The organism is Sphingobium terrigena, from assembly GCF_003591655.1.
Classification (GTDB): Bacteria; Pseudomonadota; Alphaproteobacteria; order Sphingomonadales; family Sphingomonadaceae; genus Sphingobium; species Sphingobium terrigena.
The window spans coordinates 67,020-82,209 of record NZ_QVRA01000007.1; the positions used below are offsets into that span (position 1 = coordinate 67,020).

11 protein-coding genes and 2 pseudogenes are annotated in these 15,190 nt (G+C 62.2%); 9 read left to right on the forward strand and 4 right to left on the reverse strand.

The window, feature by feature from the left end; translation table 11 throughout:
• Positions 1-67 precede the first annotated feature (67 nt).
• The 5 genes and pseudogenes from D0Z70_RS09795 to D0Z70_RS25340 form a co-directional block, all read left to right on the forward strand.
• Positions 68-1,927, forward strand: coding sequence for an alpha-amylase family glycosyl hydrolase (locus D0Z70_RS09795; protein ID WP_119745846.1), 1,860 nt, complete (start codon positions 68-70; stop codon positions 1,925-1,927).
• Positions 1,924-3,534: an alpha-amylase family glycosyl hydrolase gene (locus D0Z70_RS09800; protein ID WP_119745848.1), complete on the forward strand. Its 1,611-nt coding sequence runs from the start codon at positions 1,924-1,926 to the stop codon at positions 3,532-3,534. The genes D0Z70_RS09795 and D0Z70_RS09800 overlap by 4 nt, the downstream gene beginning before the upstream one ends.
• The gene (locus tag D0Z70_RS09805) at positions 3,531-5,603 is read left to right on the forward strand and encodes a glycoside hydrolase family 97 protein (protein WP_119745850.1); all 2,073 of its coding nucleotides are present in this window, start codon (positions 3,531-3,533) and stop codon (positions 5,601-5,603) included. Before D0Z70_RS09800 ends, D0Z70_RS09805 begins: the two co-directional genes overlap by 4 nt.
• A 147-nt stretch (positions 5,604-5,750) precedes the next feature.
• Positions 5,751-7,235, forward strand: coding sequence for an MFS transporter (locus D0Z70_RS09810; RefSeq protein ID WP_119745852.1), 1,485 nt, complete (start codon positions 5,751-5,753; stop codon positions 7,233-7,235).
• Positions 7,236-7,324: 89 nt separating this feature from the next.
• Positions 7,325-7,452, forward strand: a pseudogene (locus tag D0Z70_RS25340) (IS3 family transposase); the annotation flags it as partial.
• A 219-nt stretch (positions 7,453-7,671) separates the two neighbouring features.
• Here the strand turns inward: D0Z70_RS25340 and D0Z70_RS09815 are convergent.
• The 3 genes and pseudogenes from D0Z70_RS09815 to traA all read right to left on the reverse strand — a co-directional run.
• Positions 7,672-8,021, reverse strand: a pseudogene (locus tag D0Z70_RS09815) (transposase); the annotation flags it as partial.
• A gap of 32 nt (positions 8,022-8,053) precedes the next feature.
• Entirely contained in the window at positions 8,054-8,815 is a 762-nt protein-coding gene (locus D0Z70_RS09820) for a DUF6118 family protein (protein ID WP_119745854.1), read from the reverse strand.
• Positions 8,816-8,833: 18 nt separating this feature from the next.
• The gene (gene traA, locus D0Z70_RS09825) at positions 8,834-11,827 is read right to left on the reverse strand and encodes a Ti-type conjugative transfer relaxase TraA (protein WP_119745856.1); all 2,994 of its coding nucleotides are present in this window, start codon (positions 11,825-11,827) and stop codon (positions 8,834-8,836) included.
• Between the two features lie 159 nt (positions 11,828-11,986).
• On the opposite strand from traA, the gene D0Z70_RS09830 reads away from it, so the two are divergent.
• On the forward strand, positions 11,987-12,292 hold the full coding sequence (locus D0Z70_RS09830; protein ID WP_066606283.1) for a conjugal transfer protein TraD: 306 nt from the start codon (positions 11,987-11,989) through the stop codon (positions 12,290-12,292).
• 22 nt (positions 12,293-12,314) lie between these two features.
• Positions 12,315-12,563, forward strand: coding sequence for a conjugal transfer protein TraD (locus D0Z70_RS09835; RefSeq protein WP_066606284.1), 249 nt, complete (start codon positions 12,315-12,317; stop codon positions 12,561-12,563).
• Positions 12,564-12,773: 210 nt separating this feature from the next.
• Here D0Z70_RS09835 and D0Z70_RS09840 read toward each other — a convergent pair whose 3' ends face one another.
• On the reverse strand, positions 12,774-12,962 hold the full coding sequence (locus tag D0Z70_RS09840) for a hypothetical protein (protein WP_066606286.1): 189 nt from the start codon (positions 12,960-12,962) through the stop codon (positions 12,774-12,776).
• Between the two features lie 329 nt (positions 12,963-13,291).
• On the opposite strand from D0Z70_RS09840, the gene D0Z70_RS09845 reads away from it, so the two are divergent.
• Both D0Z70_RS09845 and D0Z70_RS24615 read left to right on the forward strand, forming a co-directional pair.
• Complete coding sequence (locus D0Z70_RS09845; RefSeq protein WP_082679146.1) at positions 13,292-13,615, forward strand: PilZ domain-containing protein; 324 nt, start codon at positions 13,292-13,294, stop codon at positions 13,613-13,615.
• A gap of 690 nt (positions 13,616-14,305) precedes the next feature.
• On the forward strand, positions 14,306-14,578 hold the full coding sequence (locus tag D0Z70_RS24615) for a hypothetical protein (protein WP_141249454.1): 273 nt from the start codon (positions 14,306-14,308) through the stop codon (positions 14,576-14,578).
• The last annotated feature ends 612 nt before the right edge of the window (positions 14,579-15,190 follow it).

A 15,190-nucleotide genomic window follows, 5' to 3' on the forward strand; every position in this document is an offset into this window, starting at 1 on the left:
AGGCCGACTAAGAAGGGGGCATAAGACCGCGGCGATCAGGCCAGTGCGGACCAGAGGAGGAAGAGGAATGCGAAAGCGCAATCCCATGCTGTTTGCCGCGCTGATGGCGCTGGCCACCCCCGCCCTGTCAGCACCCGCCGCGCCGCCCGCTCCCGCAGATTTTCGCGCCCGCCTGCCGGAGGATGAAATCATCTATTTCGTCCTGCCCGACCGTTTCGACAATGGCGATCCGCGCAATGACAAGGGCGACTTTGGCGGCGACCGGTTGACCCATGGCTATGACCCCACGGCCAAGGGCTTTTTCCATGGCGGCGACCTCAAAGGCCTCACCCGACGGCTCGACTATATTCAGGGGCTGGGCGCGACCGCCATCTGGGTCGGCCCCATCTTCCGCAACAAGCCGGTGCAGGGCGCCAAGGGCCAGGAAAGCGCGGGCTATCACGGCTATTGGATCACCGACTTCAACCATGTCGATCCGCATTTCGGCACCGACGCTGATTTCGCGGCACTGGTGGAGGCCGCACACGGGCGGGGCATGAAAGTCTATATGGACATCATCGCCAACCACACCGCCGACGTCATCCATTATCGCGAATGCGCCGTTTCCGCCTGCACCTACCGCTCGCGCGCGGACTATCCCTATCAACGGCGCGGCGGCGTCACCGGCCAGCCGATCAATCCCGGCTTCACCAGCGATGATGACCATCGCGCGGACAATTTCGCCCAACTGACCGATCCGTCCTACGCCTATACGCCCTATATCCCCAAGGGCGAGGAACAGGCCAAGACGCCCGCCTGGCTGAACGACGTCACCCTCTATCATAACCGGGGCGAAACGACCTATCGCGGCGAAAGCGCGACGATGGGCGATTTCGTCGGGCTGGACGACCTCATGACCGAAAATCCGCGCGTCATCGCGGGGATGATCGAGATATTCGGCGACTGGATCGACCGTTTCGGTGTCGATGGATTCCGCGTCGATACCGCCCGCCATGTCGACCCGCATTTCTGGCAGGCCTTCGTCCCCGCCATGCAGGCCCGCGCAAAAGCCAAAGGCATCCCCAATTTCCACATCTTCGGCGAAGTGTCGGAAAGCGATATCCTGTCCGGCCCACTTGCCTGGCACACGCGCGAGGGCGGCTTTCCCTCGGTCCTCGACTTCGCCTTCCATCAGGTCGCGATCCAGACCGTCGCGGGCAAGGGCGCAACCGCCCTGTGGGAAAAGATGCTCCAGGGCGATGCCCTCTATGTCCAGGGTGAAGCCACCGCGCGGCAACTGCCGACCTTCATCAGCAATCATGACAATGGCCGCTTCGCCACCTTCGTCCGCCGCGCCTTTCCCGCCGCCAGCGAACAGGAAGTGCTGGACCGCGTCACGCTCGGCCACGCCATGATGCTGACGCTGCGCGGCGCACCAACGCTCTATTATGGCGATGAACAGGGCTTTTCCGGTGACGGCGGCGATCAGGACGCGCGCGAGGATATGTTCGGCAGCAAGGTCGCCATCTACAACGACAACCGCCTCGTCGGCACGGACGCCACGACCGCCACGCCCCGCTTCGATCCCGCGCACAGCCTCTATCGCACCATCGCCGCGCTCGCCCGCTTGCGCACCGCCCACCCTGCCCTGCGCCGGGGCAAGCAGGTGGTACGCGCCCGGTCGGAGGAACCCGGCCTGTTCGCCCTCTCCCGCTTCGACCCCGACACTGGCGCTGAATATCTGATCGCCTTCAACACATCGACCGCGCCGATCCAGACCCATGTCCAGGTCGATGTCCGGTCGGACGCTTTCGTCACGCTGGCGGGCGCACCCTGCGCTGGCCCAGTCGCTGCCCCCGGCAGCCTGGCCGTCACCCTCCCCCCGCTCGGCTACAGCCTGTGCGCCGTGCGCGCGCTGCCTTCCCCATCTGCAAAGTCCCCTGAATGACCGACATGCCTGAACCATGGTGGCGCGGTGCCGCCATCTACCAAATCTATCCGCGCAGCTTCGCCGACTCCAATGGCGACGGTATCGGCGACCTCAACGGCATTACCGCCCGCCTGCCTTATGTCGCGTCACTGGGGGTCGATGCGATCTGGCTGTCGCCATTCTTCAAAAGCCCGATGCGCGACTTCGGCTATGACGTGTCGGACTATTGCGACGTCGATCCGATTTTCGGCACGCTCGCCGATTTCGATGCGCTGGTCGCCCGTGCCCATGCGCTGGGCCTGCGCGTCATCGTCGATCAGGTCTGGGCGCATACATCCGACCAGCATGGCTGGTTCGTCGAAAGCCGCGCCAGCCGCAACAATGCCAAGGCCGACTGGTATGTCTGGGCCGATGCCAAGCCGGACGGATCACCGCCCAATAATTGGCAGTCCGTCTTCGGCGGTCCGGCCTGGACCTGGGACGCACGGCGTGGCCAATATTATATGCACAGCTTCCTGCGCGAACAGCCGCAATTGCACCTGCACCACCCGGACGTGCAGGCGGCCGTGTTCGACATCATCCGCTTCTGGCTCGACCGGGGCGTCGATGGCTTTCGCATCGATGCGATCAACCATTCGATGCACGATCCAGAGCTGCGCGATAATCCGCCCGCACCCGACGATGGCAGCCTGCGCACCCGCCCGTTCGATTTCCAGATCAAGACCTATAATCAGAGCCACCCGAACATCCCCCTGTTCCTGGAGAAAGTCCGCAGCGTGTTCGACGCCTATCCTGATCGCTTCACCGTCGCCGAAGTCGGCGGCGCGGACAGCGACCGGGAGATGAAGGCCTTTACTCAGGGCGACCAGCGCCTCAACACCGCCTATGGCTTCGACTTCCTCTATGCCCCTGCCTTGACCAGCGACTTGATGAAAAGCGCGCTGCAAAAATGGCCGGCGGAACAGGGGATCGGCTGGCCAAGCTGGGCCTTTGAAAATCATGATGCCCCGCGCGCCGTGTCGCGCTGGGCCAAGGACCATGACCCGCAAGCCTATTGCCGGATGAAAATGCTGCTGCTCGCCTGCCTGCGCGGCAATATCTTCCTCTATTATGGCGAGGAATTGGGCCTGTCGCAGGTCGATATCGCGTTCGAGGATCTGCAAGACCCCGAAGCCATCGCCAATTGGCCACTCACCCTGTCCCGCGACGGCGCCCGCACGCCGATGCCGTGGATCGCCGATGCGCCCTATCTCGGTTTCTCCGACGCCAAACCCTGGCTACCGATCGGGGAAGCGCATCGCCCGCTCGCCGTCGATCGGCAGGAGGCGGACGCCGCCTCCCTGCTGCACTGGACTCGTGAGGTTCTCGCCTTGCGCAAGGCCTATCCTGCCCTGCGCGCCGGCACCGTGGACTTTCGGGAGATGCCCGGTGACCTGCTTGCCTTCGAACGCAGCCATGGCGGCGAACAGCTGCTCTGCATCTTCAACCTTGGCGATCAGCCGGTCAGTTGGACGCCGCACGATGCGGACCGCTGGCAGCCGATGCTGACATGCGGGGGTACCACGGCATGGCACTTCCCCGCCGCCGCCGCCCTCGTCGCCCACTATCAAGGACATATAGCATGACGCGACTGACTGCGCCCACCCTCCGCATTTTGGCGATCCCGCTTTTCGCCCTGTCGCTGGCCCCGATCGCCGCACGCGCCGATGTCGTCGCCAAGGCCGCCTCGCCCGATGGTCGCATCACCCTGACCGTCAGCCTGGATGGCGAAGGCCGCCCCAGCTACGCCGTGCAGCGCGACGGCCAGCCGCTGATCGCCGACAGCCGCCTTGGCTTCATGCTCACCGACGCGCCCAAGATCGAGCGCAACCTGACGCTGGCCGACACGAAGCGCGACCGGCGCGACACGAACTGGACGCAGCCCTGGGGCGAATGGTCGACCATCCGCGACAATCACAGCGAAATCCGCCTCGCCTTCCGCGAAAAAACCGACCTTCAGCGCGAAATGGATGTGACCTTCCGCCTGTTCGACGATGGCGTGGCCTTCCGCTACACCCTGCCCGACCAGCCCAATCTGCACCATGCCAATATCGCCGAGGAACTGACCCAGTTCGCCTTCGCCCAGCCCGGCACCGCCTGGTGGAAGCCCGCCTTTGAATGGAACCGCGAAGAATATCTCTACGACAAGACGCCGCTCGATGCGGTCGGCACGGCGCAGACCGTCATGACGGTAAAGCTCGCCAGCGGCACCCATGTCGCGCTGCATGAAGCGGCATTGGTCGATTATAGCGCGATGAACCTGGCGCGGGTGCAGGGCAACATGTTCCGCGCCGCCCTGACGCCTGGCGCTGGCACTGCCAAAGCCTCGCGTGATGCGGGTTTCTCGACGCCCTGGCGCACCATCGCCATCGCCGACGATGCGGCGGGCCTCTACATGAACCACATGATCCTGAACTTGAACGAACCCAACAAGCTGGGCGACGTGTCGGGCTGGATCAAGCCGGGCAAGTTCGTGGGCGTGTGGTGGAACATGATCAAGGGCGAATGGAGCTGGGCGCGCGGTCCCAAACATGGTGCGACCAACGCCAATGTCCGCCGCTATATCGACTTTGCCGCCGCCAGCGGCATCCCTGCCGTGCTGGTCGAGGGATGGAATGTCGGCTGGGACGGCAACTGGTTCGGCAATGGCAATGCCATGAATTTCTCGCAACCGACCGAGGATTTCGACGCGGACGCGCTTGCGGCCTATGCCAGATCGAAGGGCGTCACGCTGATCGGCCATCATGAAACCGGCGGATCGGTTAGCCATTATGACGCGCAACTCGACAGCGCCTTCAAATGGGCAGCCGACCATGGCGAACAGGTGGTCAAGACCGGCTATGTCACCGATGCCGGGCAGATCGAGCGCGTCGATGCCGATGGCACCCACCATCGCGAATGGCATGAAGGCCAGTGGATGGTGAACCACTATCTGCGCGTGGTGCAGGCCGCCGCCAAATATAAGGTCAGCATCGACAGCCACGAACCGGTCAAGGACACCGGCCTGCGCCGCACCTACCCCAATTGGGTGTCGCGCGAAGGTGGCCGGGGCATGGAATATAATGCCTGGGTCGGCGGCAAGAACCCGCCGGAACATGAAGCCAATCTGGCCTTCACCCAGATGCTCGGCGGCCCGATGGATTTCACGCCCGGCGTCCTCAGCCTCTCCGGGTCGGAAGGCAGCACGATCCAATCGACGATCGCCAAGCAACTCGCCCTCTATGTGGTCTTGTATTCGCCCGTGGTGATGGCCGCCGATACGCCGGAAAATTACGCGAAATATCCCGGCCCCTTCCAGTTCATCAAGGATGTGCCGACCGACTGGTCCGACACCCGCGTCCTGAACGGCGAAGTCGGCGACTATGTCACGATCGCGCGCAAGGAAAAGGGCGGCGATGACTGGTATCTGGGTGCGGTTGGCGACGAAGAAGCCCGCGCCAGCCAGGCGACGCTCGATTTTCTGGATGCCGGGCGCAGCTATGTCGCGGAAATCTACCGTGACGGACCGGGCGCGGATTATCGCACCGATGCGCGCCACGCGATCGTGATCGAGAAGAAGACGGTCAGGAAGGGCGACCGGCTGACGATCGCGCTGGCACCCGGTGGCGGTCAGGCGATCCGTTTCGTGGCGGGCGGCAAACCACGCCGGCGCTGACATCCTATTTCCTGTCCTACAGGCCGCGCGATCTCTATGCTTCCAACCGCGGCCTGCATCGACATCCGACTTTCCGATAGGATCAGAAACGGGCAATAAAATATCGAAATTGCCGGGAAATATGCGAAGTTAAGGGGCGGATGCGGGATGGACGGGCAAAATGACAGCACACAGGTAACCCGCCCCCGACAGGGTTTTGCGGGGCTGTGGAATATCAGCTTCGGCTTCTTCGGCATCCAGATCGGCTTCGCCCTTCAGAACGCCAATATGAGCCGCATCTTCCAGTCGCTGGGCGAAAGCCTGGACGATCTGGCGTTGCTGTGGATCGCTGCGCCCCTGACCGGCCTGTTGGTCCAGCCGATCATCGGCCATTATAGCGACCGGACCTGGTGCCGGTTTGGCCGTCGCCGCCCCTATTTCTTTGTGGGTGCCCTGTTCGCAGCAGCGGCGCTGATCGGGATGCCCAATGCCCCCGGTCTGCTGGCGGCGGCGATGATGCTCTGGATACTCGACGCATCGTTGAACATATCGATGGAGCCGTTCCGCGCCTTTGTCGGCGACATGCTGGACAAGGATCAGCATATGGCTGGCTACGCCCTGCAAACCGCCTTCATCGGCGCAGGTGCCGTGATCGGGTCGGCCACCCCCTGGATGCTTGACCGGATGGGTGTCGCCAATGTCGCCGTCGGGCCGGGGGTGCCCGACACGGTACGGATCAGCTTCTATATCGGCGGGGCGGCGCTGTTCCTGGCGGTGCTATGGACCGTGCTGACGACACGCGAATATGCCCCCGACCAGATGGCCCGTTTTGCGCGGGCCGATGACGACGCCGCAGGCCTCGCACCGGCAACCCGCGCCATGCCTGCGGGTGGAGCAGGCTGGATCGCAATAGGCATCGCCATATTGGCGATCGTGTGGACATGGTCGCTGGAAAAGGAACTTTATCTGCTCGGCGCGTTGCTGGCCGCCTTTGGCGCCGCGCGCTGGCTCCATGGCCAGGGTCGCAACGACAATCTGCTCAGCCATGTCGTCGGCGATTTCGCAGCCATGCCGCCGCTGATGAAGAAACTGGCGCTCGTCCAATTCTTCACCTGGTCCGCGCTGTTCATCATGTGGATCTATACCACGCCGGTCGTCGCCCAATATATGTTCGGATCGGCCGATCCCGCCAGCCCCGCCTATAATGCCGGGGCCAACTGGGTCGGCATATTGTTCGCGACCTATAATGGCGTCGCCGCTCTCGCCGCCCCCTTCCTGCTCCAACCGCTCGCCCGCCGCATCGGCCAGGCCAACACCCATGCCATCGCGCTGATGCTGGGCGCACTGGGCTTCTTGTCCTTCCTGTTCCTGCGCGACGCGCAACTGCTGCTGCTCTCGGAAGTCGCGATCGGCATCGCCTGGGCATCCACCCTCGCCATGCCCTATGCCATGCTGGCGTCCAGCGTGCCGCAGGCGAAGCTCGGCATCTACATGGGTCTGTTCAACGCCTTCGTCGTAATTCCGCAACTGCTGGTTGCGACCGTGATGGGCACGATCATGCGGCATTTTTTTCCGAACGAGCCGATCTGGACGATGGCTTTTGCTGCCGGCGTCATGCTGTTAGCATCCGTGTCGACGCTACGCTGCCGTTAGATTGAAGACGAGTGATCTGGGGAACGATCGTGAGAAAAGTGGATTTTCTGCCGGACGGCAACCAAGATGGCTCTGTAACAGGAGCAGAGATGAGAAAAAGAAAACGCCGTAATCACAGCCCGGCATTCAAAGCGAAGGGGGCACTGTCCTGAAGAGGGAGAAGACACGGGTCGAGTTGGTGCAGCAGTTTGACGTGCCTCCAAACCAGGTTTCTCGTGACGGCGGTGCAAGGGTGCCGTTAAGCAAGCCATTGAATCATAGAGATAAAAGTGCAAAAAAATAGTAAACCATTGATATCTTTGGCCGGTGAAGTTTCGTTATGGAGGAACAGGAGTGTACTCGAACCAGTTCCGCATCGCGACTGTGCAATTTACAGGATCCGTTCATTCGCTTTATCCCGAGATCGACTTTGTTAAGAGCCGGATTCCGAAGTTTCTCATATTTGACAGGATCTTGCCGTTCGGCGTGTGATCATTCGGATTGAGCGATGAGAGTCCAAGCGGTGGACGATGCGACGGACGGTTCACAGTCTTTGGCGAGGCGTCGGCAGTGACCGAGCCATGCGGGGGTACGCTCAACATCCCATCGGCTAGGAAGCACCTCGAAGCCTTTGACCTTGTCCGAGCGTTTGATGATGTCGATAGTCCACTTGCCGATGCCAACGAGGGCAGATCGCAACTTGTTGCCAGCGTAGTCGCCGTCGGCAAAGACGTGGCGCAGCCAGGGAAACCGCGTACGGACGGCGCCCAGCATATTAACGGTGCCATCGCGAGCCAGTAGCTTGGCGAGTTCGTCCGATGTGCGCCGAACAGCCCGTTTTAGGGGTTGATCGAGGTGAATACCCTAACCGTGCAACTTACCGGCTCCTTAGCTTTAGACGCGGCCTTCTGACATGCGGCAAGCGTCTCGCGGTTTTCGCGTGCCAGGTCGGCGGCGTCCACGATTGCCTGCCAGCCTTCTGGGTTCCCTGCGCGCATGAGACGGATACCAGCATCCCATAGTGACGGCTCGCCTAGCGTGCGACTGGCAACCCGTTCCGGCCAGAGCCAGCTTTGCGGGCCGATGCTGGCCGCCCAGCCGGGATAGATCATCCACAGAAGCGATAAGGCCAGCGCTGTGCCGCCTCCGAGGCAGGCGATGTGCCAACGCTGTTCCTGTTTGGTGCGAACAGCGCCGATCGCGCGCATCAGATCCGCATGGGCTTGATGATGCAATTCCAGCGATTTCTTGATGGTTGCCTTATCGGTCGCTCGTGCGGCATCCGCCGCCACGTCGATCCGCTCCGCCATGCTCTCCGGCGTCAACTGCATGGCGGGCGCATCCATGATTGTCTTCGTCTGCCCTGCCAGCGTCGCGAGATAGCCGTTCATCTTGGCAAGCGTCGGTCCGTAGTCGGGAAATTCGATGCTCTGTTTTTCGACGGCGATATGCTCAAGCGCGCGGGCCATCACCGCCATGCGCCCTTCAAGCCGCTCCTCCATAGCGGCGACGCGCTCCGAGAGATGGGCGAACGCCTCGGCGGCGGCATTGGGCCGGGGTTCCGGCTCCGGTTCGTTGAGAAGGCTCTGTTCGTCATCCATGTCATGGTCTCCTTGGGGTTAGCGGCTCATGCCGCGACCGATGTCGCGTCCGTGATCGAAAGGAATGGAAGATGCGAGGTCGTGGGATAGGCTGCGGCCCGCCTGCTGGCCGATCGTAAGCCCAAGTTCGCGGCTGCGCAGACCAAGCACCGATTCTAGCTGGGCGTCGCGCTCAAGGCTTTTCGCCATGCCCGCCATCTGCTGCGCGGCACTCTTCGCGCCTCGGAAATTGCCGTCGCGCACAAGCTCGGCATGATCGCGCTGCAACTGCTGCCACCCTTCCACGAACCGATCGGCGCGTTGGAACGGGTCCATACGGATTTCGGTCTCTTGACTCATCGCCCGCACTGCCGCCTGGCCGCGCCCCTCGGCGGCCTCGCGGACAAGCTCCGGGCTGCTGCTGAACGCGCTGCTCAGGTCGGAGGAACCTTCGGGCCGGATCGCGTCCAGTGCATCCCGCGCCCTGTCGAGTGCCTCGCGCTGGTGGGGCATGGCGTCCAGACCCTGCACTCGTGTCTGGTGGATCGCGTCCAGCGCCTTGGCATAGCGCTCCACCGCGCCGCGTACGCCGCCTGCGCGAAGCGGCTGCGTGTCGTGTTCGGGCTGGTGCCGAACGGCCTGCTCCTGTGCGCGCGGCTCGGCCTTCGGCTGGAAACCCGCGAAAATGTCGTGCTTCTGCCGTGAAGGAATATGGGGTCGGAAATTGTCGAATATGCCCCGCGCTTTCTCGACAATCGGCCTGACGATTTCCGCGACGCGCTCGCCAAAGCTAATGCCGCGTCGTTCGGCATATTCCCTTGCGGGGTCGGCTTGTCTGTAATCGGTGGCCATGTCCTTGCCGCGCTCGCGTGAGAGCGTCCGGACAAGCCGGGACTGATCGCGAAAATCGTCGCGGCCATAATGAAGCGCCATCCCATCACGATGGCGGGACATGGCGACATAGGTCCCGTGGCGATCCATCCCCGGCGTCGCCAGAACATGCGCCCGGTCCACGGTCATGCCCTGCGCCTTGTGGATGGTAGCGGCATAGCCGTGGTCGAGGTCGCGATAATCCTTGGTGTCGAACGATACGAAACGCCCGTCATCGGTGCGGACGGACATATGGTCCGGGCTTACCTTTTCGATGGTGCCCAGCGTGCCGTTCTTCACCTCCAGGCTACGTTCGTTGCGTAGGAACATGATGCGGTCGCCCGGCGCGAACAGGCGGTCGCCGCGCTCTGTCTTCACCTGACGCTCGTCGCCCAACTCGCCCGCATCGCGCATTGCCGCGCGCGCCGCCTCGTTGAGGTCGCGTACCTCGGCATTGGTGTGGGTCAGGATGATGCGGCTGGCATCGGGATTTGCTTGCCGTTCGCGGTCCCAGCGTTCAACAAGATCGCGCCGCGCATCATCGCGCGTCTCGGCCTGATGCACCATGCCTTTGTCGGCATAGGCGGCAATCGCCTCACCGGTTCTGCCGGTCGCCAAATGCCGGGTAGCATCCTGCTGCCAGCCTTCATGCTGGCGGCGAACCTGTGTGATCTCGACGCCGCCATGGCGCTCGTGGATGGCGCGGAACGCCGCGCCCGCCTCGATCGACTGCAATTGCTGCGGATCGCCGACAAGGACGACCTTCGCGCCAACATCGGCGGCATGCGACAGGACGCGCTCCATCTGGCGCGTGCCGACCATGCCCGCCTCGTCGATCACCAGCACGTCGCGGGAGGTTAGAAGATCGCGGCCCTGCGCCCAGCCATGTTCCATACTGGCGATGGTGCGCGACGCGATGCCGGAGCCATTCTCCAGCCCCTCTGCGGCGATGCCCGCAAGCGCCGCGCCGCGAACATTTAGCCCCGCGCTTTCCCAAACGTCGCTCGCCACGCCCAGCATGGCGCTTTTGCCGGTCCCGGCATAACCCAGCACCAGTGACAAGCCGCGCCCGTCCGTTATATGGCGCAGCGCGGATTCTTGCTCTGCCCCCAGGGTAAGGCCCGCACTCTCGGCGGCGCGAATGGCGTAGGTCGTCGCCGCCGAGAGACCATCGCTCCGGTCCATCGCAAGCCGATCAGCGGCGCGGCTCATCCGCTGTTCGGTCTCGATCATATCGCGCGAGGTGAACCGCTCGTCGCCGCGCCCGTCCTTGCCCAGGGCAATCAGGTCCGGCGAAGCACGCACCGCGCGCATGGCGACGTTAAACTGCTCCTGCCCGTCGCTATGCCGGTGGATGAACATCGCCATATCGCGGTTGGTGAACGTCGCCTGTTGGTGGGTGATGGCATTAAGGGCGATGCCGGGATCGGCGATGATGCGTTCGCCATTCTCCCGCGCAATCTCGCGGTGCATCTCGGCGCGGTCGGCTTCCAACCCCTGGGCGTCCATCCGGTGCGCGGGACCACCAATCTTGCTTTGCGGCTCAAGGTCTATGCCCTGCTCGGCAAGGCTGCGGCGGTCGATGCGCGCGTCTATGTCGAGTTCGGCAAGGCGGGCGTTGACGTGGGTCTCCCAGCGTTCGCGCCAGCGCTCGACATTCTCATGATCGTTCCACTCGCGCACCTTCGGTCCGAAGCCAGCGGTGCCGTCCTCGCGCTGTACAACCTCCCGCATGGTGAGCATGACATGCGCGTGCGGCTTAGGCTGGCCATCCGCGCCTATGTCCCAATGCACATTGAGGTCGGCGATCATGCCGCGATCGACAAACTCGGCAGACACAAAATCGCGGGCCAGTTCTATGCCCTGCGCCTTGGTCATTTCGCGCGGAATGGCGAACTCGACCTCGCGGGCAAGCTGAGCGTCCTTGCGCTTCTCGAAAGCCTCGACATCGTTCCAGAGGCGTTCGCGGTCGCGCCAATGTTCGGGCGCACCTTCGGGCAGCAAAATTTCGCTATGCTCGACGCCGGAGCGGGCACGGAAATCTTGGGGCCGGTCGAGGCGCTCGTCGTGCAGGCGTTCGCCTGCACGATAGGCAGCAGCGGAGACGGCACTACGCCCCGCCGCGCGACTGATGACCTGAACGGAGAAGTGGAAGATCGCCATGACGATCGTCCATCTACTACGCTCAAGCGCACGTCGGAACGACGTATAAGCGCGCCCTTCTCGAAAATTTCTCGGACGGGACTAGGCGGTGTCAGGCTGTCCCGGCGACTCTACTGCGCGGCGATCATAGCGCCATCAACACTCAATGGAGACTTTGCGATGCGCAAGCCCCGCGATTTTGATTCGGAACTCAAAGCCCTGGCTGACAAGGCCAAGGCGCTCAAGGAGCGGCGTGTGAGGCAACTTGGCGAATTGGTGGCCGCGACCGGGGCCGATGCGCTCGACGCCGATATACTGGCCGGGGCACTGCTCCATGTTGCCACGGTGAAGGACGCCGCGACAAAGGAGGGCTGGCGCAAGGCGGGCGTGGCGTTCTTTCTTGGCAAAGGCGGCAAGTCTGCGGGCGGACCTTCTGGCCAGCAAAGCGGTACTCTCCCACTCGACGGCGGCGCGTCATCGACTTGAGGCTCGGAAGGCACGAGCCGACATGCGGGATTGGCAGGTCAAGCGGCGGGAGAGAACGCGGCATCTGATCGAACTGGGCGGCCTCGTCATCAAGGCGGGGCTGGTCGATCTGACCGATGATGATCGCGCGACGCTCTACGGCGCGTTCCTCACCCTTGCCGACCGGCTGCGCGGAGAGGAACGCGCCAACGCGCTTGCCCTCTGGAAGCGCAAGGGGAAGCGCGGGTTCACCGCAGAGGACGCCCGAGCAAACGCAGAAATAAATCGCTGAGGCGGGGCCATCCCGACGATTGTGCAGTGGCATGAAACTGAACTATTCCACTGCATGGCTGCCGATGACTGCCGGAATGCACGCAAGCTTCCCGGTTCCGGGCACATCGGCAATGATTTCCTGCCAGTGATGGTCGAAGCTGCCTAGCCAGCGTAGGATACGCGCCTGCATATCCAGCCGTTGCGTTCACTCGCGCATGGCGACCAACGGTTATCGGAAGGCGCGCTTCTGGGCCTCATTGATCAACGTGCGCCGTTCGGTCTCCTCCGCAGCGCGCGCCATTTGTTCCCAACGTTCAGCGGACTGCTCATGCTGCCGTCGCCGGTTGGGGAGATCTGCCTTCGAAGCCGCGAGACGCTCGCTGGCGGCGTTCTGGTGGTAGAAATCGGCGGCGCTCATGTTTCCACCTCGCAAGTTGATGATCCATTACCCCGCAGCCGATGGCGAGGCGTCGCAGTGACCTCTCGCCGCTCTGTGCAACATGGTTGATCGCCAATCATAGCCGTTGTCATGTCGCAGGTAAAACTAGCGTCGTACCATCGCAATCGGCCGCTCCCTGATGGCAGCATTCGTCATGGCAAGCGACTATGCGACGGATAAAGCATCTCTGCCGCATACTCCGGCGCATCGGTCACATGCGAGGCCAGCGCGCTGCCCTAGATCGAAAGCTCAAAGCTGTCCGGCAACGCTTCAATCAGTTGGTAAGCCTCGATCGGTAAAAAGGAAGCATGCCCAGCCGAATAAATCGCCGTGTAGCTTCGCGAGAGAGCGTGTTCCTTCGGGGAAGGGCGACCGGATTCACTGCCGCCGAGCCGTCGGTGCATCGCGTGCGGAACATATCGGCGGGAGGCGCTTGCATCGATGGCGCCGGACACTTGAAGGTTGGACAGACGCTGTTACTCGACATCGGGCGCCTGGAAGAAATCGCGGCCACGACCGTTTGGGTTAGGGATGAACTGGCAGGATTGCGGTTCGCCAAGGACATCGATCCGCTGGACGCGAAAACGCGAGGCCAGGCCAGTCCACCGCGCGGCAAATTCAGCCAAGGGTGATGCCAATGTGCTGCTCGGTTCCCCGTGGTGACGTCCTCGGAACCAGGGAAGGCCAGGCGGGAAGGATGTAGACGAACAATTCGCCGAGCCGTCCGAACAAAGCGTCGCTTTCTGCTTCCATCGGCCCCTATTCCGATGGAAGGAACGGCACGGTTGTGTAACAATTGCATCGCATAGCGGTGAAAGAACACATAGGAGCGGGATGGAAGGTCAGCCGGTGAAATCGGCCATTTTGCTATCTTATTGAGGTATGCCTGTGACATCGCCGCCGCCCAACCCTGGACTGCCATTCGGACAATGGCTCGCCGAGATTGCCGAGATAAATGGCGACTTGCATAGTCTGATCATGTTTTCCAGGGCCGATCCGCTGTTCCCACGCGATGGCGAACCCGACGCCGTGCGCTCCCGCCTTCAATCGGTCTGGGCCGATCAGGACTTGCTGCCTGTTGTCGATGAAGCCGAGCGACTATGGCGTTCGACGTGTCAAGGCGACAGTAGCGGGGTTACTCCGTCCGGCAAACTGCGGAAATAGCGCTGGCCGATCTCTGATAACAACGCTTCGTTAATCACTTTTTCATGATTATACGCAAAACCATTAATGCGTCCTTACGGTCCCCACCAGGGCGTGCTTCGATCAGACCCCGGCGCCCCCCCCCTTTTGTGGCGTCGGGGTTAACCGATGTGGAATTGATGGCCGAATATCTTGTTTCCTGCGTTCAGCGCGATCTAACAAAACTGAATCACCCTTTGTACCGCCTCGGTGGTCGAGATCACGAAACCATGCAACGGTGGAACCGAGATGTCTCTATGGTCATCGACCTGATCCGAAAGGGGGATGACAGCTTCTGGCTACAAATCGGCGCCAATCTCGTCCGGATTGAAGTGGCTGAGAAACCGCGAAGGCTTGTGTTGAGTGATGGGTTTGCGATAGATGCCCTGCTGAATCTCCCCGGCTGCTTATAGACCCAATAAGTGCCCGTGTTGACAGGATCGGCGAGATTCTGCGAAGTCTTTCTTTGCGGGGTCAGTCACAAAGCAAGGCTTCGCAGCCCGGCATAGAGCGGGGGGCATTAGCGCCGGGATAGCGCCCCTAGAAGACGGCAGATGAACCGTTTATGAAAGGTGGCGAACCGATTCCGGCACCACGATAATTCGATACTGCCCAGCTTGCCTCGATCATGACACCGCTATATGCGTGAGAGATGCCGAAGCTATGCGAAAAACTACCAGTGCCATGGGATGCTTCGGCCATCGTTGGCGTAAGGCGATCACGGGAAGGGGAGTATACGCCCGAACTGGTCGGCCTGTCGCTCAACCAGGCATTGGATCATGTTATGAACCCCAGCCACCCCATGCGGATAAAGTTTTGTATATGGGTGCGATGGGGCGATCGGGACTTCCAGATCGAACGCCGCGCTATCATGAAACTGGCATCGGCTCCCGATCGCCCTCAGATACTGGCGATAGATATCGGCGGTGCTCACGTTCCAGCCGCACAAGTCGGTGATCCAGACCAAAATACCCTCTAGCATGATGCATGCGATATTGCTCGCTATGGGCCTATCGTTCATTCCC